Raw genomic sequence first — 21032 nt, 5'->3', positions numbered from 1 at the left:
GGTGGTGCTCGCGAGCGGAGCGGGCACCCGGGTCGGCGCCAAACTCAACAAGGTCTACCTGCCGGTGGCGGGCAAACGGGTCGTCGCGTGGTCGCTCGGTGCCTTCGCCCGCGTGCCAGGGATCGACGTGCTCGTGCTGGTCATCCGGCCGCAGGACACCGAACTCGCGCACGAGGTGCTCGCCGCGCATCCGGGCGAGGTCGAACTCGTCCACGGCGGCGCGACGCGCCAGGGCTCGGAGCTGAACGCCTTGCGCCACTTGGCTTCCCGTATCGAGAGCGGAGAGATCGACGCCGTACTGCTGCACGACGCGGCCCGTCCGCTCGTCACCCCGGAACTGATCGCGGACGTCCTCGCCGGCACGCGGCGCCACGGGGGAGCGGTGCCCGGCGTCGCGGCCGACGACATCGTGCGCGTCGACGGCGACACCGTTTCCGGCGCGCTGCCCGGGGCGATCAGGGTGCAGACGCCACAAGGCTTCCGCGCCGCCCCGTTGCTCGAAGCCTACGAAACGGCCGAGCGAGAGGGTTTCGTCGGCACGGACACGTCTTCGTGCATGGAAAGGTTCTCCGCGCTGCCGGTGCGGTGGGTTCCGGGCAGCGCGGAGAACCTCAAGATCACCTACCCGCACGACCTCGTTGTCGCCGAGCAGGTGATCGGCCGAGGTTAGGGATCTCCCTGGTCGGCCTTGGCCGGTATGGCGGGCAGGATGGTGACCGGCCGGCGCGCTTCCATCGGGATCACGCAGTCCGGATGTGGTTGCAGCAGCTGGATCGGCGCGGCGGACTCGCCGGGAGCCGGGATGGTGAGCACGGCGCGCAGGGTCCAGTCGGCCGTGGAGTGGTACTGCCATGAGACGAGTGCCGGCCGGAAGACATCCGTGTCGGCGACCGTGGTGACGCGGAAGGCGCTCGCCCGTTCCTCACCGCGGAGGATGAGGACGTCGGCGCAGGTGTCCCACTGGAACACGGCGGCCCAGACCTCCGGTTCCTCCCGGGGGCCGAAGATGTAGACGACCCACCGGCGTCTTCGAAGCTCTTCGAGCAGTTCGTCGATGCTCAGGTGGTTCATCGAGCCCCCTAACGGGTTTCGGGAACTTCTCGGAGAGTAACAGGTGTGCTAGAGCACCGTCCAGAATGTGTACTAGTACGTAATAATGGGGTGTGAGCAGGATCCTTGGTGCTCGCCCATTGGTGTGCTAGAACGCTTGTGCGCACCGCGCGACCTTGTGAGGAGTCACCTTGCCCGCCGTCGATCGACCCGAACCGCCGTATCTCCAGATCGCGGGAAGCATTCGCGACGACATCGTTTCGGGCAGGCTCAAGGAAGGCGACACGGTCCCGTCCGCGCGGGAGATCGCCAGGAACTGGAACGTCGCGATGGCGACGGCGATGAAGGTGCTCTCGACGCTCCGCGCCGAAGGTCTGGTCCGCGCGGTACGCGGGGTCGGGACAGTGGTGCAGACCAAGGCACTGCACCGCTCCGCGCACGATCGGACGATCTCGATCGCGCGAACCGGCAAGGTCTATCCACCGGGCCACTACGCGAAAATCCGCGAAGCAGGCCTCCTGTCCGCACCGGACCGGGTGGCGGGCGCGCTCGGAATCGATGAAGGTACTCCGGTGATCCGTCGGCGACGGACCACGTATGCGGGCGAAGGCCGGCCGGTGTCGACGTCGGTCTCGTGGTTCGACGGCGCTGTCGCGTCGAAGGCCCCGTTGCTCTTCGAGCCGGTGCGGATCGTCGAAGGCACGGTCAAATACGTGGCGGACCGGACAGGCCGTGTTCTGGCGTCGACTCATTCTCAGCACGCCGCGGGGCTGGCGGGTGCCGAGGAGGCGGCGGAACTCGGCGTGGCCGAAGGTTCGGCGATTCTGTTGAGTCGCAACAGGTTTCTGTCCGCCGAGGGTGACGTACTCGAGTACGGCGAATCGGCGGCCTTGCCGGACCACTGGATTTTTTACGAATACAACATCGAGGACGGGGCATGAAGCACATTCACGCGGGTAAGGTCCGGGACCTTTACGAAATCGACGGCGACATTCTGCTCGTCGCCTCGGATCGCGTTTCGGTCTACGACGTCTCGCTGCCGACCCCGATTCCGGACAAGGGCGCGCTGCTGAACCAGCTTTCCGCCTGGTGGTTCGAAAAGATGGCCGACGTGGTGCCGAACCACGTCATCTCCACGACCGACGTCCCCGCCGAATTCGCCGGCCGCGCCATGCGGTGCAAGCCGCTGAAGATGATCCAGGTCGAGTGCATCGCGCGCGGCTACCTCACCGGTCTCGGAATGCGTGAATACCGGCGCGACGGCAAGGTTTCCGGCGTCGAACTGCCCGCCGGTCTCGTCGAGGCGGACAAGCTGCCCGAGCCGATCTTCACGCCCACCACGAAGATCTCCGACACCGGCCACGACGAGTTCATGACCTTCGCCGACGTCGTGAACGAGATCGGCCAGGAGACCGCGGACCGCATCCGTGACCTGACGCTCGAGGTCTATACCAAGGGTGCGGAGCACGCGGCGAAGAACGGCATCATCATCGCCGACACCAAGATCGAATTCGGTTTCGACGCCGACGGTGTGCTGACACTCGGGGACGAGGTGCTCACGTCGGACTCGTCGCGTTTCTGGCCCGCCGACGAGTACGAGCCGGGCCGCACGCAGCACGCGTTCGACAAGCAGTTCGTCCGCGACTGGTCCACGACCACCGGTTGGGACAAGACGCCGCCCGGCCCGGCCATCCCGGACGAGATCGTCGAGGCGACCCGCAAGCGCTACACCGAGGTCTACGAGCGGATCACCGGGAAGACCTGGGCTCCCGGTGGTGCTCATGCCTGAGCAGCAGGTCTACGACCCGTACCGGTTGATCGACGACGTCGAGGGCCTGCTGATCCAGCGGGGTCACCGGCCGGAGCGGCTCGACGGCCGGACCGGCGACCGGGTCGCCGGCGCGAGCAGGTTGCTGCGGGGCTTGGGCATCGATCCCTTGCGCGCTCCCGGTGACGCCCTCGACCTCGACGGTCAGGTCGCGTATCACTCGCGCGTGCACGGCGACTGACGCACGGCGACCGTCGCGGTTAGCCGGCTAAATGCGGGAGAAGCGTCCGCATTCAGCCGGCTAACCGCGTTGCGGGGATCAGGGGGAGCGGGTCAGCGTCGGGTCGGTCTCGGCGACGCCGTCGAGGGCCTCGTCGATCGCGGCGAGCAGATCCGCGTCCAGCTTCACGCCTGCCGCCTTCACGTTCTCGTGCACCTGCTCCGGTCGCGAAGCGCCGATGATCGCCGAGGCGACGTTCGGGTTCTGCAGCACCCACGCCACGGACAGCTGGGCCATCGTCAGTCCCGCCTTGTCCGCGATCGGCTGAAGCCGCTGGACGCGCTCGAGGACGTCGTCGTTGAGGAAGCGGGCGACCATGTTGGCGCCGCCCTTCTCGTCGGTCGCACGGGAGCCCTCGGGCAGCGGCTGACCGGGCTTGTACTTCCCGGTGAGCACGCCCTGCGCAATCGGCGACCAGACGATCTGGCTGAGCCCTTCGCGTTCGGAGGCCGGGATGACCTGCGCCTCGATCACCCGCCACAGGGCGTTGTACTGCGGCTGGTTCGAGATGAGGGGCACCTTCAGTTCGCGTGCGATCGCCGCGCCCTGGGTGATCTGCTCGGCGGTCCACTCGGAGACGCCGACGTAGAGCACCTTGCCCTGGCGCACGAGGTCGGCGAAGGCGAGGAACGTCTCTTCGAGCGGGACGGTCCGGTCGAACCGGTGCGCCTGGTAGAGGTCGACGTAGTCGGTGCCGAGCCGCTTCAGCGAAGCGTTCGCCGACTCCATGATGTGCTTGCGGCCGAGACCCTGGTCGTTCGGGCCCTTGGGGCCGGTCGGCCAGTAGACCTTGGTGAAGATCTCCAGGCTTTCGCGGCGCAGGCCCTTCAGGCCGCGGCCGAGTACCGATTCGGCGGCCGTGTTGGCGTAGACGTCAGCGGTGTCGAACGTGGTGATGCCGACGTCGAGCGCCGCCTTGATGCAGGCCTGGGCCTGGTCCTCTTCCACCTGGGACCCGTGGGTGAGCCAGTTGCCGTACGAGATCTCACTGACATTGAGGCCGCTGCGGCCCAGTCGTCGAAACTCCATGGGCGCGACTCTACCCCAGGCCGTTAGGCTGGCTAACGACCTGGGTTTCCCCTGCTCAGACCTTGTCGCCGGGGCTGACCCGCGGCTTGGGGACCCGCAGTTTGCGGATCTGGCTCGCCCGGATGAAGGAGTACCAGCCGACGGAGGTGCCCTTGATCGTCTCGTTCGGGAACTTCAGGCGGACCATCTTCGCGATCCGGCGCCCGCTGAGGAAACCCTCGACGATCATGCCGAGCAGCATCACGGTGCACAGGAGCGTCGCGTACCGCTGGACCTCGGGGTACGGCAGGATCAGCGCGACGAACACCAGGATCGCCAGCGGCATGAACAGGCCGAGCAGGTTGCGCCGCGAGTCGACCAGGTCACGGATGTACGCCTTGACCGGGCCGCGGTCACGGGGGAGCAGGTACTTGTCCTCGCCCGCCATCATCCGCTCACGGCGTTCCTTGGCGGCGTTGCGCTGCTTGAGCTTGTACTCCGGGTCGGCCTTCGCGGACTTCCGGAGCTCCTTGTTGCGCTTCATCGCCTCCCGCATGGTGGTCGGCGGGGGCGCCACCGGGCCGCGGCGCTTGGCCTCGGCCTCACGCCGCTTGGGCGTGGCCTTGCCCTTTCCGGGCGTGTACGACTTGGCCTGGACCTCGACGGCCTCGTCGCCGGGGGTCTCGGTGTCCGTCGTGGCGGAGTCTGTGGTGCTACGGCGCAGGAACCTCACCCCTCCAGGGTAGTCGCGGGCGTCACGGTGCCACGCACCAGGCCGAGCGATATGTCACCATGGAGGGGAACAGATCGGGACTCCGACGTGTTGGACCATGTGCAAGACGAGTACCCGCAGCGAGTTCGACCAGAGGGAGAACCATGACGACCGCTGAGCAGGCAGCCGCAGCTCAGGCCGAAACCGCCGAGGAGACCCACGGCGTCACGTTGACCGACGCCGCCGCCGCCAAGGCGAAGGCCCTGCTCGAGCAGGAGGGCCGCGACGACATGCACCTGCGCATCGCCGTCCAGCCCGGTGGGTGCGCGGGCCTGCGCTACCAGCTGTTCTTCGACGAGCGCACGCTCGACGGCGACCTGTTCCGTGACTTCGACGGGCTCCGCGTGGCCGTCGACCGGATGAGCGCGCCGTACGTGTCGAGCGCCGTGATCGACTTCGTCGACTCGATCGAGAAGCAGGGCTTCACGATCGACAACCCCAACGCGACCGGCAGCTGCGCCTGCGGCGACAGCTTCCACTGACTCGCGTCGAGGCATGAAGAAGGGCCGCGAACCTCGCTCGGTTCGCGGCCCTTCTTCATGCCCGGAACGGGATCAGACGTAGGCGTCCAGATCGGCGACCTGTGCGAGACAGCGCTCGTCCACGGTCCAAGGCGGAGCGATCTGCCGGGGCAGGGGCAGGTTCTCGGCCTGGAGGGACGACGGGATACCGGCACAGTCGGCGATGAGCTCGCCGATCGATTCCGGTTCGAGGTGATACGCGGAAGTGGTCACGAACGACAAGTTAATGACTCAGGTTGGAGTAGGACACCACTACCAACCGGTAGTGTTGATGGCCGTGCCCGAAGCAACCCGTATGGGGCATGACCTGCGGGTAACTTAGCCGTCCTCGCCTCGGCGGGGCCGACCGATCAAGGAGAACCGGTGGCAGACAGCGCCAGGATCGCAGTATCCGGCAGTATCGCAACCGACCACCTCATGCACTTCCCGGGCAGGTTCGCCGAGCAGCTCATCGCCGAGCAGCTGCACCGGGTGTCCCTGAGCTTCCTGGCCGACGACCTCGTCGTCCGGCGGGGCGGGATCGGCGCGAACATCGCCTTCGGCCTCGGTGTGCTGGGCAAGCGCCCGATCCTGGTCGGCGCGGTGGGCTCGGACTTCGCCGACTACCGCTCATGGCTCGAGCGGCACGGCGTCGACACCGCCGGTGTGCTGGTCTCCGAGATCGCGCACACCGCCCGCTTCGTCTGTACCACCGACGAAGACCTCTGCCAGATCGCCACCTTCTACGCCGGCGCGATGGCCGAGTCCCGCAACATCGAACTGGCGCCGGTCGCCGCGCACGCCGGTGAGCTGTCGCTCGTGCTGATCAGCCCGGACGACCCCGCAGGCATGCTCCGGCACGCCGAGGAGTGCCGCCAGCGTGGCTACACCTTCGCCGTCGACCCCTCACAGCAGCTGGCACGGATGGACGGCGCGCAGGTGCGCGCCTTCATCGAGGGCGCGAAGTATCTGTTCAGCAACGACTACGAATGGGAACTGCTGCTGCAGAAGACCGGCTGGTCGGAGGCCGAGATCCTCGGCCGCGTCGGCATGCGGATCACCACGCTCGGGGAGAAGGGCGTCGAGATCATCGGCAAGGACGGCCTCGCGCTGCAGATCGGCGCCGTCCCGGAACGCGGCAAGGTCGACCCGACCGGTGTCGGCGACGGCTTCCGCGCCGGGTTCATCGCCGGTATCGACGGCGGGCTCGGCCTGGAGCGTTCGGCGCAGCTGGGCTCGCTGATCGCCGTGCTGGTGCTGGAGACCGTGGGCACGCAGGAATGGTCCTTCGACCGGGCCGACGTCCTGGGCCGCCTCAAGGAGGCCTTCGGACCGGAGTCCGCCGAGGAGATCGCGGCGATCCTGCCCGCTTGAGCTGAGTCCTAGCGCGTGAAGGCCCCCTTCCCTCGGCTCAGCCCAAGGGGAAGGGGGCCTTCACGCGCGGCGGGTCAGGATGGCGGCGACCTCGGCCGGCCGGGACATGTGCGGGCAGTGCCCGGCGTCGATCTCGATCGCGGTGACGCCGAGCCGCTCCCGCGCGGCCCGGCGCATCCACTCCGGCCGGAGCGTGCGGTCGCGGGTGGGGACGATCACCGTCGACGGGATCTCCGGCGCGGCTCCTGCCGGATGCGATGCAAGCACCGCGGGGTTGAACAGCCGCAGACTGTCCACCGCCAACCGTTCGGTCTCGGGGTCGCAGTCGTGGAAGAGGAATTCCGACGCTTTCGCGGGATCCGCAGTCGGGTCCACGCCGATCCAGTCGGGTTCGAGCACGGCCGGTGCCTCGTCGCGCGGGCTCCGGCCGCCGGCGAAGTCGGGGATGTAGGCGGCGACCCACACCATGGCCCGCGCGTCGAGCGCTTCGGCGATCGCGGGAAGCAGCACCCCGGATCCGGAATGGGCCACGACGACCGGCCGTCCGCCGTCGTACTGGTCCCGCGCGTGCTGCGCGTAGCCCTCGATCGGCAGGTCCACCGGGGTCAGCAGGTCCACGGCGATCGCGCGGTGCCCGGCGGCGGTGAGCAGCTTGGCCACGCGGTCCCAGCCCGCCGGGCTCTGCGTCGTGCCGTGCACGAGGACGAAGTCCATCCCTCCATGCTGGCCTTCACCAGGTGACCGGTGAAGGCCAGCACGGAGTCGTGACTAGAGCTTCACCGGGTAGACGGGTTCCGGCACCTCGGGCTTGATGCGGTTCTCGACGAAGATGCCGTGCCACAGCATGAACACCAGCAGCGCCCACAGCTGACGGCTGCGGTCGAGCTGCCCGGCCTTGTGCTCTTCGAGCAGCGCCAGGACGGCCTTCTTGTCGAGCAGCGCGTCGGTCCGCGAGTCCGAGATGATGCCCTTCGCCCAGTCGTACATCTCGTTGCGCAGCCACAGCCGGATCGGCACCGGGAAGCCCAGCTTGCGCCGGTTCAGCACGTGTCCCGGGATGATCTTCGCCAGCGCCTGGCGCAGCGCGTACTTCGTGGTGCCGTGCGCGAGCTTCTGGTCGAGCGGGATGGTCGAGGCGACCTTGAACACCTCGGCATCGAGGAACGGCACGCGCAGTTCCAGCGAGTTCGCCATGGTCACCTTGTCGGCCTTGACCAGGATGTCGCCGCGCAGCCAGGTGTAGAGGTCGACGTGTTGCATCCGCGCGACCGGGTCCCAGTTCTCGGAGATCTTGTACCAAGGCGCGGTGACGTCCTTGAAGCCGATCCCGTCCTCATACGTGCGCAGTACCTTGCGGAGCTGGTCGTCGCGGAAGTTGCGCGCGTTGCCGTAGTAGCGGTCTTCCAGCGGCAGCGCCCCGCGCCGCAGCAGGTCCTTGCCGCGGGTGCCTTCCGGGATCTTCGTGGAGACCTTGCCGATGATCTTCCGCATCCCGCCCGGGATCTTCTCGAACGGAGCCAGCGAAATCGGCTCGTTGTAGATCGTGTAGCCGCAGAAGAGCTCGTCGGCGCCTTCGCCGGACAGCACCGCCTTGACGTGCTTACGTGCTTCGCGGGCGATGAACCACAGCGGCACGAGCGCCGGGTCTGCCACCGGGTCGTCGAGGTACCAGACGATGAGCGGCAGCGCCTCCATCATCTCGTCCGCCGACACCGTGCGGACCACGTGCTTCACGCCGATCGCGGCGGCCGATTCGGCGGCGACGTCGACCTCGGAGTAGCCCTCGCGTTCGAAACCGGTGGTGAACGCGATCAGGTTCGGGTTGTGCTCCTTGGCCAGCGTCGCGGTCGCGGTGGAGTCGATGCCGCCGGACAGGAACGCGCCGACCGTGACGTCCGGGTCGGAGATCATGTGCTTGCCGACCGAGTCGCGCATCACATCGGCGATGCGCTCGTACAGCTCGTCGGCCTCGGCCTGGTTGTTGACCGGCTTCGCGTTGAACTGCGGGTGGAAGTAGCGGGTGAACTCGACCTCACCACCGGGAACCACCCGGAACGACGTGCCGGACTCGACGCGGCGGATCCCGGTGTGCATCGATTCGGGCTCCGGCACGTACTGCAGCACCAGGTAGTGCTGCAGGGCCGTCTTGTCCAGCTTGTCCTCGACCCCGAGCACGCCCGAGAGCTCCAGCAGGCTCTTCTTCTCGCTGGAGAAGGCGACCTTGCCGGGGCCGGCGGAGTAGAACAGCGGCTTGATGCCGAACGGGTCACGCGCGCCGAAGACGACCTTCTCCTGGGAGTCCCAGATCATGAAGGCGAACATCCCGCGCAGCTTCTTCACCGCGTCGTCGCCGAGGTAGTGGTACGCCGCGACGATCGCCTCGCCGTCACCCTCTGTGGCGAATTTCGCACCGTGCTCGGCGGCCAGCTCGTCGCGCAGCTCTTTGTAGTTGTAGATCTCGCCGTTGAAGTTCAGCGTGTAGCGCTCGGGTGCCTCCGGCGGACCCCAGATCAGCGGCTGGTGGGCGTGGTCGACGTCGATGAAGGCCAGCCGGTTGAAGCCGTAGACGACCTCGGCGTCGGCCCAGGTGTCGTGCTCGTCGGGGCCCCGGTGCCGCTGGCAGCGCATGGCCGCGTCGACGGCGTCACGGGCGCTCGCCGCGTCGGCTTCGGTCGAACAGATCAGTCCAAGCAGGCCGCACACGTCTAGTTCACACACCTCTTGTTGGCCGAGCGGGGGAGAAGGGCCCAGTATGCCGGTGGGTGTGTACACCCGGATGTGGTGGGGGATACGCGTGTTGGGGTCACCCCTTAGTCAGCGCGGCGCCGCAACTCGGCTAGGCTCCGCCTGTCACGAAGATCGGTCGAGGAGGCTCTGGGTGAAAGGGCAAGGCGCAGTGGGAAATCCAGAGCGCATCCCAGTTAAGCGGGCTGGTCGCGTCGCAGCGCTCGCCGCGCTGGTGATGCTGACGGCGACGGGCTGTTCCGGGGACGAGATCCTCCGCTTCGGCTGGCCGGTCGGGGTGACCCCGCAGGCGCACGACATGCGCACCCTGTGGACGTGGACCGTCATCGCCGCGCTGGTCGTCGGTGTGATCGTCTGGGCGCTGATCTTCTGGACCGCGATCTTCCACCGCAAGAAGAAGACCGCCGACGGCGCGGAGGAGGAACTGCCCCGTCAGTTCCAGTACAACATCCCGCTGGAGATCTTCACGGTCGTCGTCCCGACGATCATGGTCTGCGTACTGTTCTTCTTCACCGCGACCACCGAGAACCGCGTGCTCGCCGAAACGGAGAACCCGGACGTCACGGTCGACATCGTCGCGTTCCAGTGGAACTGGGAGTTCAAGTACAAGAGCGACTCCAAGAACCACGACGACCCCGAGATCATCACGGTCGGCAGCTCGACCGAGATCCCGCTGCTGGTCCTGCCGACGAACAAGACGATCCAGTACAACCTGCGGTCGGCCGACGTCATCCACTCGTTCTGGGTGCCGGAGTTCCACTTCAAGCGGGACGTCATGCCGGACCCGGAGAAGAACAACCAGGACTTCACCTTCCAGAACTCGATCGACAAGGAAGGTTCGTTCGTCGGCCGCTGCGCCGAACTGTGCGGCACCTACCACTCGGGGATGAACTTCGAGGTCAGGGCGCTCTCGCCGGACAAGTACGCGCAGTACATCCAGCTCCGCGGCACGGTGAACCCGAAGAGCGGCAAGCCGAACACGGCCTCCGAGGCGCTGACGGCGATGAACTGCGGCGAACTGTGCTCGCCCTACGCCGTCACCACCACCCCGTTCAACACCGACCGCACCGCGCGGGTCGCGTCCAACTGACCCGGCTGTTCGAGCCCGAAACAGGAGTGAGGCAACGTCCATGAAGGTCGAAGGACGGATTTTCTTCCTCGTCGCGGTCTTCTCCGTCGTCGTGGCGGGTATCTACGCGTACATGACCGGAACGATGACCCGGGACGGCGTCGAGCCGGTCGGTGTGGTGGCCCTGATCCTGACCGGTGGCCTGGCCTTCCTGGCCGGGAGCTACCTGCAGTTCGTGGCGCGGCGCATCGAGCCGCGCCCGGAGGACCGGGAAGACGCCGAGATCAGCGACGGCGCCGGTGAGCTGGGCTTCTTCAGCCCTGGCAGCTACTGGCCGGTCGGTCTCGCGGCGGCCGCCGCTCTGACCGGTGTCGCGCTCGCGTTCTTCCACATCTGGCTGCTGATCATCGCGCTGGGCCTGGTCATCGTCGCCATCGGCGGGCTGGTGTTCGAGTACCACACGGGCCCGAACCACGAGTGACGTCTTGACGCCGAAACGGCGCCCCGCTCCCCGGTGGAGCTGGGCGCCGTTTTCGCATTCAGAGGACTAAACGCGGGCAGGCCGGGGCTCGGGTTCAGGGGCCGGCGTGCGTTTCGGGGCCAGCGCCGCGGCCAGGACGGCCAGCATCCCGACGACCTCCGGCCACGTAGGCCGGTGCCCGTAGGCGAGGACGTCCACCACCACCGCGACCACCGGATAGACGTAGGACAGCAGCGCCACCGTCGTGGTCGGCAGTTTCCCGATGCTCGCGTACATCAGGACGTACATCAGCGCGGTGTGCACGGTCCCGAGTAGGACCAGCCACAGCAGGCCCGAGGTGTCCGTGGGCAGCGGCGTGACGAGCAGGGCGGGTGCGAGCACGATCGTGCCGGTCACCAGCTGGACGGCCGCCAGGACGTGCGGGCGAACGTGTTTGAGCTGCTTCGCGACGAAGGAAGCGCCGGCGTACAGCGCGGCCGCGCCGAGGGCGAGCGCGATCCCCTCCAGCCGCACGGGTTTCCCGTCGATGCCGTGCGCGGACAGCGAGATGAGCGTCACTCCGCCGAACGCGATCAGTGCCCGGACCAGCTGGCTCTTCGCCATTTTCTCGCCGAGGAACGCCGCCGCGAGACCGACCAGCATCAGCGGCTGGGTGTGGTACACGACGGTGCTGACCCCGATCGACGACAGCGTGTACGAGGCGAACAGCAGGACCCAGTTCCCGACCAGGAACAGCCCGCCGAGGATGGCGAGCAGCAGGTCGCGGCGGCTGAGTGTCCACGGGTGGAGCCAGCTTCGGGCGGCGCTCCACACCAGGAGCAGCAGGCCGCCGACAAGGCTCCTCGCGAACGCCACGGCGGGGGCGTCGGCGCCGCTTTCGAGAACGACGGCACCGATCGTGCCGGAGAGTGCCATCGCGGCGGTCCACTGCAACACGGGGTTGTTCTTGTTCATGGCGACCACTTTCGCCCTCGCGTCCGCGTTCAACCAGTGTCAGAGATGACATCGACCGCAAAACTTGTGACACACTGCCTCGATGGATGTGAAGAAGGTCGCGGTCGTGCTCGCCGACCAGGTGTCGCCGTTCGAACTCGGCGTCGCGTGCGAGGTCTTCGGCACCGATCGCAGCGCAGACGGCATCGAAGGCTGGGATTTCGCGGTGTGCTCGCCCGGCGGCGCGAACGTCCTGAGCTGGTCCGGCTTCGGGCTCGATGGCCTGGAGAGCCTGGACTTCGCGGCGTCGGCGGACCTGCTGATCGTCCCGACCTGCGCGCCGCGCAGCGCGAGCCCGCCGGAGCCGGTGCTCGAAGTCCTGCGTGACGCGGCGAGCCGGGGTGCCTGGGTCGCGGGCTTCTGCGCGGGTGTCTTCTCGCTCGGGTACGCGGGGCTGCTCGACGGGCGCAACTGCACCGTGCACTGGGTGTACGAGCAGGAGTTCCGGTCGCGCTTCCCGACGGCGAAGGTCGATCCGAAGGCGTTGTACGTCGACGACGGCGGCGTCCTCACCAGCGCGGGAACCGTCGCCGCCGTCGACCTCTGCCTGCATCTGGTGCGCGAACTGCGCGGCGTCGCCGCGGCCACCACGCTGGCCAGGCGGATGGTCGCGGCGCCGCACCGGGCCGGCGGGCAGGCGCAGTTCGTGCAGGCGCCGGTGCCCGAGACCGCCGCGCCGGACGACACCGTGCTCGCCGAAGCGCTCGAATGGATCGAGCGGCGCTTGGACCGGCCGTTCACCGTCGCGGAACTCGCCCGGCGCAGTGGATTGGGGGAGCGCACGTTCCTGCGCCGGTTCTCGGCGGCCACCGGGACGACGCCGCACCGGTGGCTCACCGAACGCCGCCTCGACCGCGCACAGTCCCTGCTCGAAGAAGGCCGTCTGTCCATTGAGGACATAGCGGTCGCCTGTGGATACGCCTCCGCCGCGGCGCTGCGGCATCAGTTCGGCAAGCTTCGCGGGACCAGCCCGAGTGCTTATCGCAGGACGTTTTCCGCCGGCTAGAAGGAGATTTCCTGCCCCACGGTGACGTGGACATGGTCGGGGACCTCGTCGTGCCGGTCGCCGACGGACAGCGTCCCGGTCGGCTCGAACAGCATCAGCGACGCACCGTCCACTGAGGACGGTTTGTGGAAAGTGCCGCGCGGGACGACGAACACGGAGCCGCGGGGGAGCGTGACGACCCGTTCGCCGCCCTCCTCGCGCAACGCGATGTCCACGGTGCCGTCGAGGACGAGGAAGAACTCGTCGGTGTTCTCGTGGACGTGCCAGACGTGCTCGCCCGCGACCTTGGCGAGGCGGACGTCGTAGTCGTTGACGTGGGCGACGATGCGCGGGCTCCAGATCTCGTCGAAGCCGGCCAGCGCGGTGCCCAGATCGATCGGTTGCTTGCTCATGTCCCGATCCTCGTCACTGGACCGCCGGAGGAGTGAGTGCTAGGAATCGCATATGTCGCATGATTCCTCGCACGAGGTCGCCGTCCTGGTCGACGAAGGGTCCAATCCCTTCGAAATGGGCGTCGCGACCGAGCTGTTCGGCCTTCGGCGGCCGGAACTGGGCAGGCCCTGGTACGGCTTCACCCTGTGCGCCGCCGAGCCGTCCGTGCGCATGCACCTGGGCATGTTCACGCTCACCGGGGTCGCCGGGCTCGACGCCGTCGAGACCGCGGACACGGTGATCGTGCCCAACCGGCCCGATCCGGAGAGCCCGGCCAGGGAGCCGGTACTGAGCGCCATCCGCGCCGCGGCCGGGCGGGGTGCCCGGCTGGTGAGCTTCTGCACCGGCGCCTTCACCCTCGCGCAGGCGGGCGTCCTGGACGGGCGGCGCGCGACGACCCACTGGAAGTGGGCGGGACTCTTCCGCGAGCTGTATCCCGAAGTACTGCTGGAGCCGGACGTCCTCTTCGTCGACGACGGCGACGTCCTGACCGCGGCGGGCAGTGCGGCCGCGCTCGATCTGGGGCTGCACCTGATCAGCCGTGACCACGGCGCCGAGATCGCCAACGCGGTGAGCAGACGGCTGGTGTTCGCCGGACACCGCGACGGCGGCCAACGGCAGTTCGTCGAGCGTCCACTGCCGCCGGTGCCGGACACCTCGCTGGCGCCTGTGCTCGCCTGGGCGCGTGAACGGCTGGACCGCCCGCTCACCGTCGCCGACCTCGCCTCGCGAGCGGCGGCCAGCCAGGCGACGCTGCACCGGCGGTTCCGCGCGGAACTGGGGACGACGCCGCTCGCGTGGCTCACCACGGAACGGATCGCGCTGGCGTGCCGGCTGATCGAGCGCGGGGAGCAACGGCTGGACAGGGTGGCGCGGGCTTCGGGGTTCGGTACCGCCGCGAACCTGCGTACGCAGCTTCGGCGGGCTACGGGACTGACGCCTACGGCTTACCGGGCGCGGTTCAGCACCGCTTCGTAGCCGCTCACCCGTGCAATGAAAGGTCCCTTCCTGGCAAATTTTGCTAGGAAGGGACCTTTCATTGCACGTCGTGAGTGGTACGCGCGAAGGAATTCTTCGTTGACCACGGGCTCCTGGAGCAAGAGAGCGCCGATGCTATGAAAGGTCCTTTCCTTGCAAAATTTGCAAGGAAAGGACCTTTCATAGCATTGCCAGGAGAGCGGACACTTGCGAGACCCAGGGGTCAGGCGAAGGCGATCCACCGGTTCAGCAGGTCGGCCGCCGCACCCGAGTCGATGGCCGAGGCCGCCCGCGCGAGCCCGGCGGCCAGGTCGTCTTCCAGCGATCCCGAGAACCCGGTGAAAGCCGCCAGCGCGGCCGCCGAGTTGAGCAGTACCGCGTCCCGTACCGGCCCGGTCTTCCCGGCCATCACCTGACGGAACACCTCGGCGTTGTGCGCCGCGTCGCCGCCACGCAGGTCCTCCGCGGTCACCCGGGGGATGTCCAGCGACGCGGGATCGAAGCTGCGCTCGGTGATCTCGCCGCCGGAGACCACCCACACCGAACTCGTGGTCGTGGTCGTGATCTCGTCCAGCCCGTCGTCGCCGCGCACGAGCAGCACGGTCATGCCGCGCCGCGCGAACACCTCGGCCAGCACGCGGGTCTTGTCCTCGTAGGCGCAGCCGATCAGCGAACTGCGCGGCTGCGCCGGGTTGGTCAGCGGGCCGAGCAGGTTGAACGTCGTCGGCACGCCGAGTTCGCCGCGGGTCGGGCCGGCGTGACGCAGGGCGGGGTGGAACTTCGGCGCGAAGCAGAAGCCGATGCCCAGTTCGTTCACGCTGCGCTGGACCGTCTCGGGCGGCAGGTCGATGGTGACGCCCAGCTCCTCCAGCACGTCGGCCGCGCCGGACTTCGACGACGCGCTCCGGTTGCCGTGCTTGGCCACCGGGGCACCTGCCGCGGCCGTCACCACCGTGGCCATGGTGGAGATGTTGACCGAGTTGGACCGGTCGCCGCCGGTGCCGACGATGTCCACCGACGGCCTGTCGATCGTCACCCGCCTGGCGTGCGCCAGCATGGCGTCGGCCATGCCGGAGATCTCCGCCGGTGTCTCACCCTTCGCGCGCAGCGCGACGGCGAACCCGGCGATCTGGGAGGGTGTCGCCGCCCCGCTCATGATCTGGTCCATCGCCCACGCGGTGTCCTCCTCGGACAGGTCCGCGCGCGCGATGAGCTGGTTGAGCAGGGACGGCCAGGTCTTGGCGGCCGAGCTCATCGGCTCAGCCGTGCACGGCCGGCACCCGCCGGGCGCGCAGCACGTCGGCGACGGTTTCGGCGGCGGTCAGCGGGTCGAGCGGGTGGACCAGCACCGCGTCGGCCTGCGACCAGGTCGCGAGCCAGCGGTCGTCCTTGCGCCGGACCGAGACCACGATCGGCGGGCAATCCTCGATCTCGTTCTTCAGCTGACGGGTCAGCCCGATGCCCCCGGTCGGCTGCGCCTCGCCGTCGAGGATGGCCAGGTCCACGTTGCCCGCGTCCATCTCGACGAGGACCTCGGAGATGCCGGACGCCTCGGTGTAGTCCACCCGGCCGAGGTCGGCGGCGGGCCTGCGGCCGACGGCGTTGATGATCGCCTCGCGCACCTCCGCCTTGTGGCTGAACACCAGGATCCGCATCGCCTGCTCGCCCATGAGCGCGCCTCCGCCTCGTCTAGTCATGTCGACCCCGCGATGTTATCCGCCATGACCGACATCACGTGGACGCACCCGACGGCTGGAGCGCGTCCCAGCCCAGCGAATCCCCGCCGAGCCGCTGCGCGAGGCCCGCCATCCGTGACCGTTCCTGCGCGCAGTGCAGCGCGTCGAGGGTCTGGACCCGCACCGCGTGCGTGAGGGCGAAATCCCCGTCGGGACCCTGTTCTCGCAGCTCCCAGCCGTCCTGGGCGAGGATCGAGGCCGCCTCTTCCACCTTTTCGGGCGGCAGTTTCAAGTGATGGCGCAGGATCGCGGGCGCTTCGGCGACCCAAGCGGGTGATCTCGCCAACGCCGAAGAATCCGCCTCGGCGGGATCGAAGGCCTCCACGACGATCTCCACGCCGGGCGTGTCGACCGTCAGGCCTGGGAGCTTCGGCTTCTTGACCAGGTCACGAAGCCGATCTAGTAAACCCATGAGTAGCCCTGTTCCCACTTTCGTTCAGATGTGACCCGACACGCACGCGACTTGCCGTGGACCCACCCGGCGGGCCCCGTGCGTGAGAGGACATAATGCGACGCGTGACAACGGCAGCTCCCACCATCAGCCAGCGGGTCCACTCGCTGAACCGGCCGAACATGGTCAGTGTCGGCACCATCGTGTGGCTGTCCAGCGAACTGATGTTCTTCGCCGGACTGTTCGCCATGTTCTTCACCGTGAAGGCGCAGAACGCGTCCGGCCAATGGCCGCCGCCGCTGCACGGTGAGCCCTTCCACCTGAACATCGCGCTGGCGATCCCGTTCACCGTGATCCTCGTGGCGTCGTCGTTCACCTGCCAGTTCGGCGTGTTCGCCGCCGAAAAGGGTGACGTGTTCGGCCTCCGCCGCTGGTACATCATCACGTTGATCATGGGCACGATCTTCGTGGGTGGCCAGGCTTACGAGTACCTGAACCTGATCCACGAGGGGCTGACCATCCCGTCCGGCGCGTACGGCACGGTCTTCTACCTCGCGACCGGGTTCCACGGCCTGCACGTCATCGGCGGGCTCATCGCGTTCGTGTACTTGCTCATCCGCACCAAGCTGAGCAAGTTCACCCCGGCTCAGGCCACCTCGGCGATCGTCGTGTCGTACTACTGGCACTTCGTCGACATCGTGTGGGTGGGCCTGTTCGCGGTGATCTACATCCTTCCGTGAACGAAGCCGCCACCACGACCTATCGGCCTGAACTGACAGCAAGGGTTGCCGCAAGATGACCTCCAGCAAGAACAACACGGAGCGCCGCTTCCGCAAGCGGTCGAAGGCTCGCAGGCGGTTCGCCGGCGCGCTGGCGCTCGGGATCGCGCTGCTGAGCGTGGGCGGGTTGTACGCCGTTTTCGCCCCGGAGCCGCAGACCGCGCAGGCGCAGGGCGAGTCCGCCCTCCTGCGTGAGGGCGAGAAGCTCTACAACAACACGTGTATCGAATGTCACGGGCCGAAGCTCGAAGGTGTCACCGACCGTGGCCCGAGCCTCATCGGCATCGGCGACGCGGCCGTGTACTTCCAGACCTCCACCGGCCGCATGCCCGCGGTGCGGCAGGAAGCCCAGGCGCAGCGGAAGCCGCCGAAGCTGACCGAGGCCGAGATCAACGCGCTGGGTGCCTACATCCAGGCCAACGGCGGTGGCGCACAGCGTCCCGCCGAGAAGGGTGACGCGCTGCGCGGCGAGGACGTCGCGCGCGGCAGCGAGCTCTTCCGTCTCAACTGCGCCTCCTGCCATGGCTTCACCGGCCGCGGCGGCGCGCTGTCCTCGGGCAAGTTCGCCCCGAACCTGGACCCGGCCACGGAAGAGCAGATCTACACCGCGATGCTCACCGGGCCGCAGAACATGCCCAAGTTCTCCGACCGGCAGCTGTCGCCGGAGGAGAAGAAGGACATCATCGCGTTCGTGAAGTCCGTGAGCAACGGGAACAACTCACCCGGCGGTAACTCGCTCGGCGGTCTTGGCCCGGCCTCGGAGGGCGCGATCGCGTGGATCGTCGGGATCGCCGCGCTGATCGGCGTGACGTTGTGGATTGGATCGAAGGCATGAGCGCCGAAGGGCCGAAGCCGCCGACAGAGGCGGAGTTGGCGGACATGGATCGCGACCAGCTGGTCAAGCTGGGTACCGCGCTCGACGGGGTCGAGATCGTCGAATACCCGACGCCCTGGCCGGTCGAGGGGACGAAGGCGGAGAAGCGCGCCGAGCGCGCCGTCGCCCTTTGGTTCGTGCTGGCCGCGCTGTCCGGCCTCGCGTTCGTGGTCCTCATCGCGTGGCCGCACTGGTTCGAGTACAAGGAGCCGGGCACGCACGGCTACACCCAGTACACGCTGTACACGCCGCTGCTCGGGATCACCCTCGGGCTGGCCGTGCTCAGCCTCGGTATCGGTGTGATCCTCTACACCAAGAAGTTCATCCCGGCCGAGGTCTCGGTCCAGGAGCGCGGGGACGGCGGTTCCAAGGAGGTCGACAAGGCCACCATCATCGCCCAGCTCGCCGACTCGGGCAGCCGCAGCACCATCGCGCGCCGTTCGATGATCAAACGGTCCGCGGGCGCCGGTGCCGGTGTGCTCGGCCTCGCCGTCGCGGCGCTGCCGGTCGCTTCCTTCATCAAGGACCCGTGGAAGGACACCGAGAACCGCGACTCGCTGTGGCACTCGGGCTGGAAGAAGAACTTCCCGGAAGAGAAGGTCTACCTGCGCCGCAACACCGGCCGTCCGCACGAGATCTCCCTGGTCAAGGCCGAGGACCTCGACGCGGGCGCGATGGAGACGGTGTTCCCGTACCGCGAGTCCGAGAAGGACGACGAGCACGCGCTGTCGGCCGCCTTCAAACGCGTCGACAACCCGGTCATGCTGATCCGTCTCCGCCCGACCGACGCCGCCAAGGTCGTCAAGCGTCAGGGCCAGGAGGACTACAACTTCGGCGACTACTACGCGTACACGAAGATCTGCAGCCACGTGGGCTGCCCGACCTCCCTGTACGAGCAGCGGACCAACCGCATCCTCTGCCCCTGTCACCAGTCCCAGTTCGACGCGCTCCACTACGCCAAGCCGATTTTCGGGCCGGCGACCCGGCCCTTGGCCCAGCTTCCGATTACAGTGGACTCTGAGGGCTACCTGATCGCGCGCGGAGACTTCAACGAGGCCGTCGGACCGGCCTTTTGGGAGCGTAAGTCATGAGTTCACTCACCACCCCGACGAAGGGGACGAACCCGGTCGAGAAGGCCGCGGGCGCTGGTGCGAAGTGGGCCGACGACCGGTATCACCTGGCCAAGGGCATGCGGCACCAGCTCAACAAGGTGTTCCCGACGCACTGGTCGTTCCTGCTCGGCGAGATCGCGCTCTACAGCTTCATCATCCTGTTGCTGTCGGGTGTCTATCTCACGCTGTTCTTCGACCCCTCCATGGAGGAGGTCGTCTACAACGGCAGCTACACCGGCCTGCAGGGCGTCGAGATGTCGCGGGCCTTCGCGACCACGCTGGACATCTCGTTCGACGTCCGCGGCGGTCTGTTCGTCCGCCAGCTGCACCACTGGGCCGCACTGATCTTCGTGGCCTCGATGATGGTGCACATGTTCCGGATCTTCTTCACCGGCGCGTTCCGGCGCCCGCGTGAGGCGAACTGGGTCATCGGCGCGCTGCTGCTGGTCCTGGGCATGTTCGAGGGCTTCTTCGGCTACTCGCTCCCGGACGACCTGCTCTCCGGTACCGGTATCCGCGCGACCCTCTCTGGCATCGTGCTCTCCGTGCCGGTCATGGGCACGTGGATCCACTGGGCGCTGTTCGGCGGGGAGTTCCCCGGCAACGAGATCATCCCGCGCCTGTACACGATCCACATCCTGCTGCTGCCGGGCATCATGCTCGGCCTGGTGGCCGCGCACCTCGCGCTCGTCTGGTACCAGAAGCACACGCAGTTCCCGGGCGTGCGCCGCAAGGAGACCAACGTCGTCGGCGTCCGCATCATGCCGGTCTTCGCGCTCAAGGGCGGTGCGTTCTTCGCGCTGGTCACCGGCATCATCGCGCTGATGTCGGGCCTCTTCCAGATCAACCCGATCTGGAACATCGGCCCGTACAACGCGGCGCAGGTCTCGGCGGGTTCGCAGCCGGACTGGTACATGGCCTGGGCCGACGGCATGCTGCGGATCTGGCCCGCGTGGGAGCTCTACCTCGGGAACTACACGGTCCCGGCCGTGTTCTTCCCCGGCGCGGTCGGGATGCCGCTGCTGATCGGGTTGCTGGTGATGTACCCCTGGATCGAGCGAAAGCTGTCCAAGGACACCGCGCACCACAACCTGCTGCAGCGTCCGCGCGACGTCCCGGTGCGGACATCGCTGGGCATCATGGCCCTGACGTTCTTCGCGGTCATCATGCTCTCGGGCTTCAACGACATCATCGCGTTCGCCTTCGACATCTCGCTGAACGCGACGACGTGGGCGGGCCGGATCGGTGTCCTGCTGCTGCCGCCGATCGCGTACTACATCACCTACCGGATCTGCCTCGGTCTCCAGCGGGCCGACCGCGAGGTGCTGGAGCACGGTGTCGAGACCGGCATCATCAAGCGCCTGCCGCACGGTGAGTTCATCGAGATCCACCAGCCGCTCGGCCCGGTGGACGACCACGGCCACCCGATCCCGCTCGAGTACCAGGGCGCGTCGGTGCCGAAGAAGATGAACAAGCTCGGCTCGGCCGGACACGCCGTCGCCGGTTCGACCTGGTCCCCGGACCCGGTCGAGGAGACGATCGCGCTGGAGCGCGCCCGGTCCAACGGGCACGGCAACGGCAAGATCGACGACATCGGTGGCGAGCCGTCCGCGGAGCGCAAGGAGATCACCTCCGGGCACTAGCCTCGGTCACACGAAAAGGCCCCCGCTCCCCGGCACTGCCG

At 67.8% G+C, this 21032-nt stretch carries 25 protein-coding genes; 14 read left to right on the top strand and 11 right to left on the bottom strand.

Annotated features, from left to right (window positions below; all coding sequences use genetic code 11):
* The first annotated feature begins 1 nt into the window (after position 1).
* Positions 2–670: an IspD/TarI family cytidylyltransferase gene (locus tag AC069I_RS32200; protein ID WP_478227292.1), complete on the top strand. Its 669-nt coding sequence runs from the start codon at positions 2–4 to the stop codon at positions 668–670.
* Here AC069I_RS32200 and AC069I_RS32195 read toward each other — a convergent pair.
* On the bottom strand, positions 667–1071 hold the full coding sequence (locus tag AC069I_RS32195; RefSeq protein WP_478227262.1) for a hypothetical protein: 405 nt from the start codon (positions 1069–1071) through the stop codon (positions 667–669). The genes AC069I_RS32200 and AC069I_RS32195 overlap by 4 nt on opposite strands.
* Positions 1072–1241: 170 nt before the next feature.
* On the opposite strand from AC069I_RS32195, the gene AC069I_RS32190 reads away from it, so the two are divergent.
* The 3 genes from AC069I_RS32190 to AC069I_RS32180 are packed head-to-tail and all read left to right on the top strand — an operon-like array spanning position 1242 to position 3059.
* Positions 1242–1991 carry a GntR family transcriptional regulator gene (locus tag AC069I_RS32190; protein ID WP_478227261.1) on the top strand — a complete coding sequence of 250 codons (750 nt, stop codon included), beginning with the start codon at positions 1242–1244 and terminating at the stop codon, positions 1989–1991.
* Positions 1988–2839 (top strand): phosphoribosylaminoimidazolesuccinocarboxamide synthase, encoded by an 852-nt coding sequence (locus AC069I_RS32185; protein ID WP_340687485.1) that lies wholly within the window; start codon positions 1988–1990, stop codon positions 2837–2839. Before AC069I_RS32190 ends, AC069I_RS32185 begins: the two co-directional genes overlap by 4 nt.
* Positions 2832–3059 carry a hypothetical protein gene (locus AC069I_RS32180; protein ID WP_219150104.1) on the top strand — a complete coding sequence of 76 codons (228 nt, stop codon included), beginning with the start codon at positions 2832–2834 and terminating at the stop codon, positions 3057–3059. Before AC069I_RS32185 ends, AC069I_RS32180 begins: the two co-directional genes overlap by 8 nt.
* A gap of 78 nt (positions 3060–3137) precedes the next feature.
* On the opposite strand, the gene AC069I_RS32175 is transcribed toward AC069I_RS32180, so the two are convergent.
* Entirely contained in the window at positions 3138–4127 is a 990-nt protein-coding gene (locus tag AC069I_RS32175) for an aldo/keto reductase family protein (RefSeq protein WP_340687486.1), read from the bottom strand.
* 55 nt (positions 4128–4182) lie between these two features.
* The gene (locus AC069I_RS32170; RefSeq protein ID WP_340687487.1) at positions 4183–4839 is read right to left on the bottom strand and encodes a DUF3043 domain-containing protein; all 657 of its coding nucleotides are present in this window, start codon (positions 4837–4839) and stop codon (positions 4183–4185) included.
* Between the two features lie 143 nt (positions 4840–4982).
* Here AC069I_RS32170 and AC069I_RS32165 point away from each other — a divergent pair, with 143 nt between their 5' ends.
* The gene (locus AC069I_RS32165) at positions 4983–5360 is read left to right on the top strand and encodes a HesB/IscA family protein (protein ID WP_007029861.1); all 378 of its coding nucleotides are present in this window, start codon (positions 4983–4985) and stop codon (positions 5358–5360) included.
* A gap of 72 nt (positions 5361–5432) precedes the next feature.
* Here the strand turns inward: AC069I_RS32165 and AC069I_RS32160 are convergent, their stop codons facing one another.
* The gene (locus AC069I_RS32160) at positions 5433–5621 is read right to left on the bottom strand and encodes a hypothetical protein (RefSeq protein ID WP_101609500.1); all 189 of its coding nucleotides are present in this window, start codon (positions 5619–5621) and stop codon (positions 5433–5435) included.
* 141 nt (positions 5622–5762) lie between these two features.
* Between AC069I_RS32160 and AC069I_RS32155 the strand changes: the two genes are divergently transcribed.
* A complete protein-coding gene (locus AC069I_RS32155) occupies positions 5763–6752 on the top strand; it encodes a carbohydrate kinase family protein (protein WP_478267092.1) in 990 nt (329 codons plus the stop codon).
* Positions 6753–6812: 60 nt separating this feature from the next.
* On the opposite strand, the gene AC069I_RS32150 is transcribed toward AC069I_RS32155, so the two are convergent.
* Together AC069I_RS32150 and asnB are read right to left on the bottom strand one after the other, a co-directional pair.
* Positions 6813–7466 carry an alpha/beta fold hydrolase gene (locus AC069I_RS32150; protein ID WP_478227259.1) on the bottom strand — a complete coding sequence of 218 codons (654 nt, stop codon included), beginning with the start codon at positions 7464–7466 and terminating at the stop codon, positions 6813–6815.
* A gap of 54 nt (positions 7467–7520) precedes the next feature.
* Positions 7521–9455 carry an asparagine synthase (glutamine-hydrolyzing) gene (gene asnB / locus AC069I_RS32145; RefSeq protein WP_340687490.1) on the bottom strand — a complete coding sequence of 645 codons (1935 nt, stop codon included), beginning with the start codon at positions 9453–9455 and terminating at the stop codon, positions 7521–7523.
* 193 nt (positions 9456–9648) lie between these two features.
* Here asnB and ctaC point away from each other — a divergent pair, with 193 nt between their 5' ends.
* Together ctaC and AC069I_RS32135 are read left to right on the top strand one after the other, a co-directional pair.
* A complete protein-coding gene (gene ctaC, locus AC069I_RS32140) occupies positions 9649–10587 on the top strand; it encodes an aa3-type cytochrome oxidase subunit II (protein WP_478267091.1) in 939 nt (312 codons plus the stop codon).
* A 40-nt stretch (positions 10588–10627) separates the two neighbouring features.
* Complete coding sequence (locus tag AC069I_RS32135; RefSeq protein WP_034321396.1) at positions 10628–11047, top strand: cytochrome c oxidase subunit 4; 420 nt, start codon at positions 10628–10630, stop codon at positions 11045–11047.
* A 66-nt stretch (positions 11048–11113) separates the two neighbouring features.
* On the opposite strand, the gene AC069I_RS32130 is transcribed toward AC069I_RS32135, so the two are convergent.
* Positions 11114–12001 (bottom strand): DMT family transporter, encoded by an 888-nt coding sequence (locus AC069I_RS32130; RefSeq protein WP_478267090.1) that lies wholly within the window; start codon positions 11999–12001, stop codon positions 11114–11116.
* 82 nt (positions 12002–12083) lie between these two features.
* Between AC069I_RS32130 and AC069I_RS32125 the strand changes: the two genes are divergently transcribed.
* Positions 12084–13046 (top strand): GlxA family transcriptional regulator, encoded by a 963-nt coding sequence (locus AC069I_RS32125; RefSeq protein WP_478227255.1) that lies wholly within the window; start codon positions 12084–12086, stop codon positions 13044–13046.
* On the opposite strand, the gene AC069I_RS32120 is transcribed toward AC069I_RS32125, so the two are convergent.
* The gene (locus AC069I_RS32120; protein ID WP_478227254.1) at positions 13043–13438 is read right to left on the bottom strand and encodes a cupin domain-containing protein; all 396 of its coding nucleotides are present in this window, start codon (positions 13436–13438) and stop codon (positions 13043–13045) included. The two genes, AC069I_RS32125 and AC069I_RS32120, sit on opposite strands and share 4 nt — an antisense overlap.
* Positions 13439–13490: 52 nt before the next feature.
* Here AC069I_RS32120 and AC069I_RS32115 point away from each other — a divergent pair, with 52 nt between their 5' ends.
* Positions 13491–14456, top strand: a complete 966-nt coding sequence (locus tag AC069I_RS32115) for a helix-turn-helix domain-containing protein (protein WP_478227253.1) — start codon at positions 13491–13493, stop codon at positions 14454–14456.
* Between the two features lie 223 nt (positions 14457–14679).
* Here AC069I_RS32115 and trpD read toward each other — a convergent pair whose 3' ends face one another.
* The 3 genes from trpD to AC069I_RS32100 form a co-directional block, all read right to left on the bottom strand.
* Complete coding sequence (trpD, locus tag AC069I_RS32110) at positions 14680–15711, bottom strand: anthranilate phosphoribosyltransferase (protein WP_478234712.1); 1032 nt, start codon at positions 15709–15711, stop codon at positions 14680–14682.
* Positions 15712–15715: 4 nt separating this feature from the next.
* Positions 15716–16126, bottom strand: coding sequence for a hypothetical protein (locus AC069I_RS32105; protein ID WP_016336048.1), 411 nt, complete (start codon positions 16124–16126; stop codon positions 15716–15718).
* A gap of 61 nt (positions 16127–16187) precedes the next feature.
* Entirely contained in the window at positions 16188–16604 is a 417-nt protein-coding gene (locus AC069I_RS32100; protein WP_478227251.1) for a hypothetical protein, read from the bottom strand.
* A gap of 95 nt (positions 16605–16699) precedes the next feature.
* On the opposite strand from AC069I_RS32100, the gene ctaE reads away from it, so the two are divergent.
* From ctaE to qcrB, 4 genes are read left to right on the top strand one after another with little or no spacing between them, the layout of a single operon-like run.
* Positions 16700–17323, top strand: coding sequence for an aa3-type cytochrome oxidase subunit III (ctaE, locus tag AC069I_RS32095; RefSeq protein WP_478227250.1), 624 nt, complete (start codon positions 16700–16702; stop codon positions 17321–17323).
* Positions 17324–17378: 55 nt separating this feature from the next.
* Entirely contained in the window at positions 17379–18197 is an 819-nt protein-coding gene (qcrC, locus tag AC069I_RS32090; RefSeq protein ID WP_192741101.1) for a cytochrome bc1 complex diheme cytochrome c subunit, read from the top strand.
* Complete coding sequence (gene qcrA / locus AC069I_RS32085; protein ID WP_340687497.1) at positions 18194–19327, top strand: cytochrome bc1 complex Rieske iron-sulfur subunit; 1134 nt, start codon at positions 18194–18196, stop codon at positions 19325–19327. Before qcrC ends, qcrA begins: the two co-directional genes overlap by 4 nt.
* Positions 19324–20991: a cytochrome bc1 complex cytochrome b subunit gene (gene qcrB / locus AC069I_RS32080; protein ID WP_478267089.1), complete on the top strand. Its 1668-nt coding sequence runs from the start codon at positions 19324–19326 to the stop codon at positions 20989–20991. The genes qcrA and qcrB overlap by 4 nt, the downstream gene beginning before the upstream one ends.
* Positions 20992–21032 lie beyond the last annotated feature (41 nt).

The organism is Amycolatopsis sp. NPDC043885, assembly GCF_056435685.1.
The sequence above is the reverse complement of the archived record's forward strand: the minus strand, read 5'-3'. Positions and strand labels throughout refer to the sequence as shown.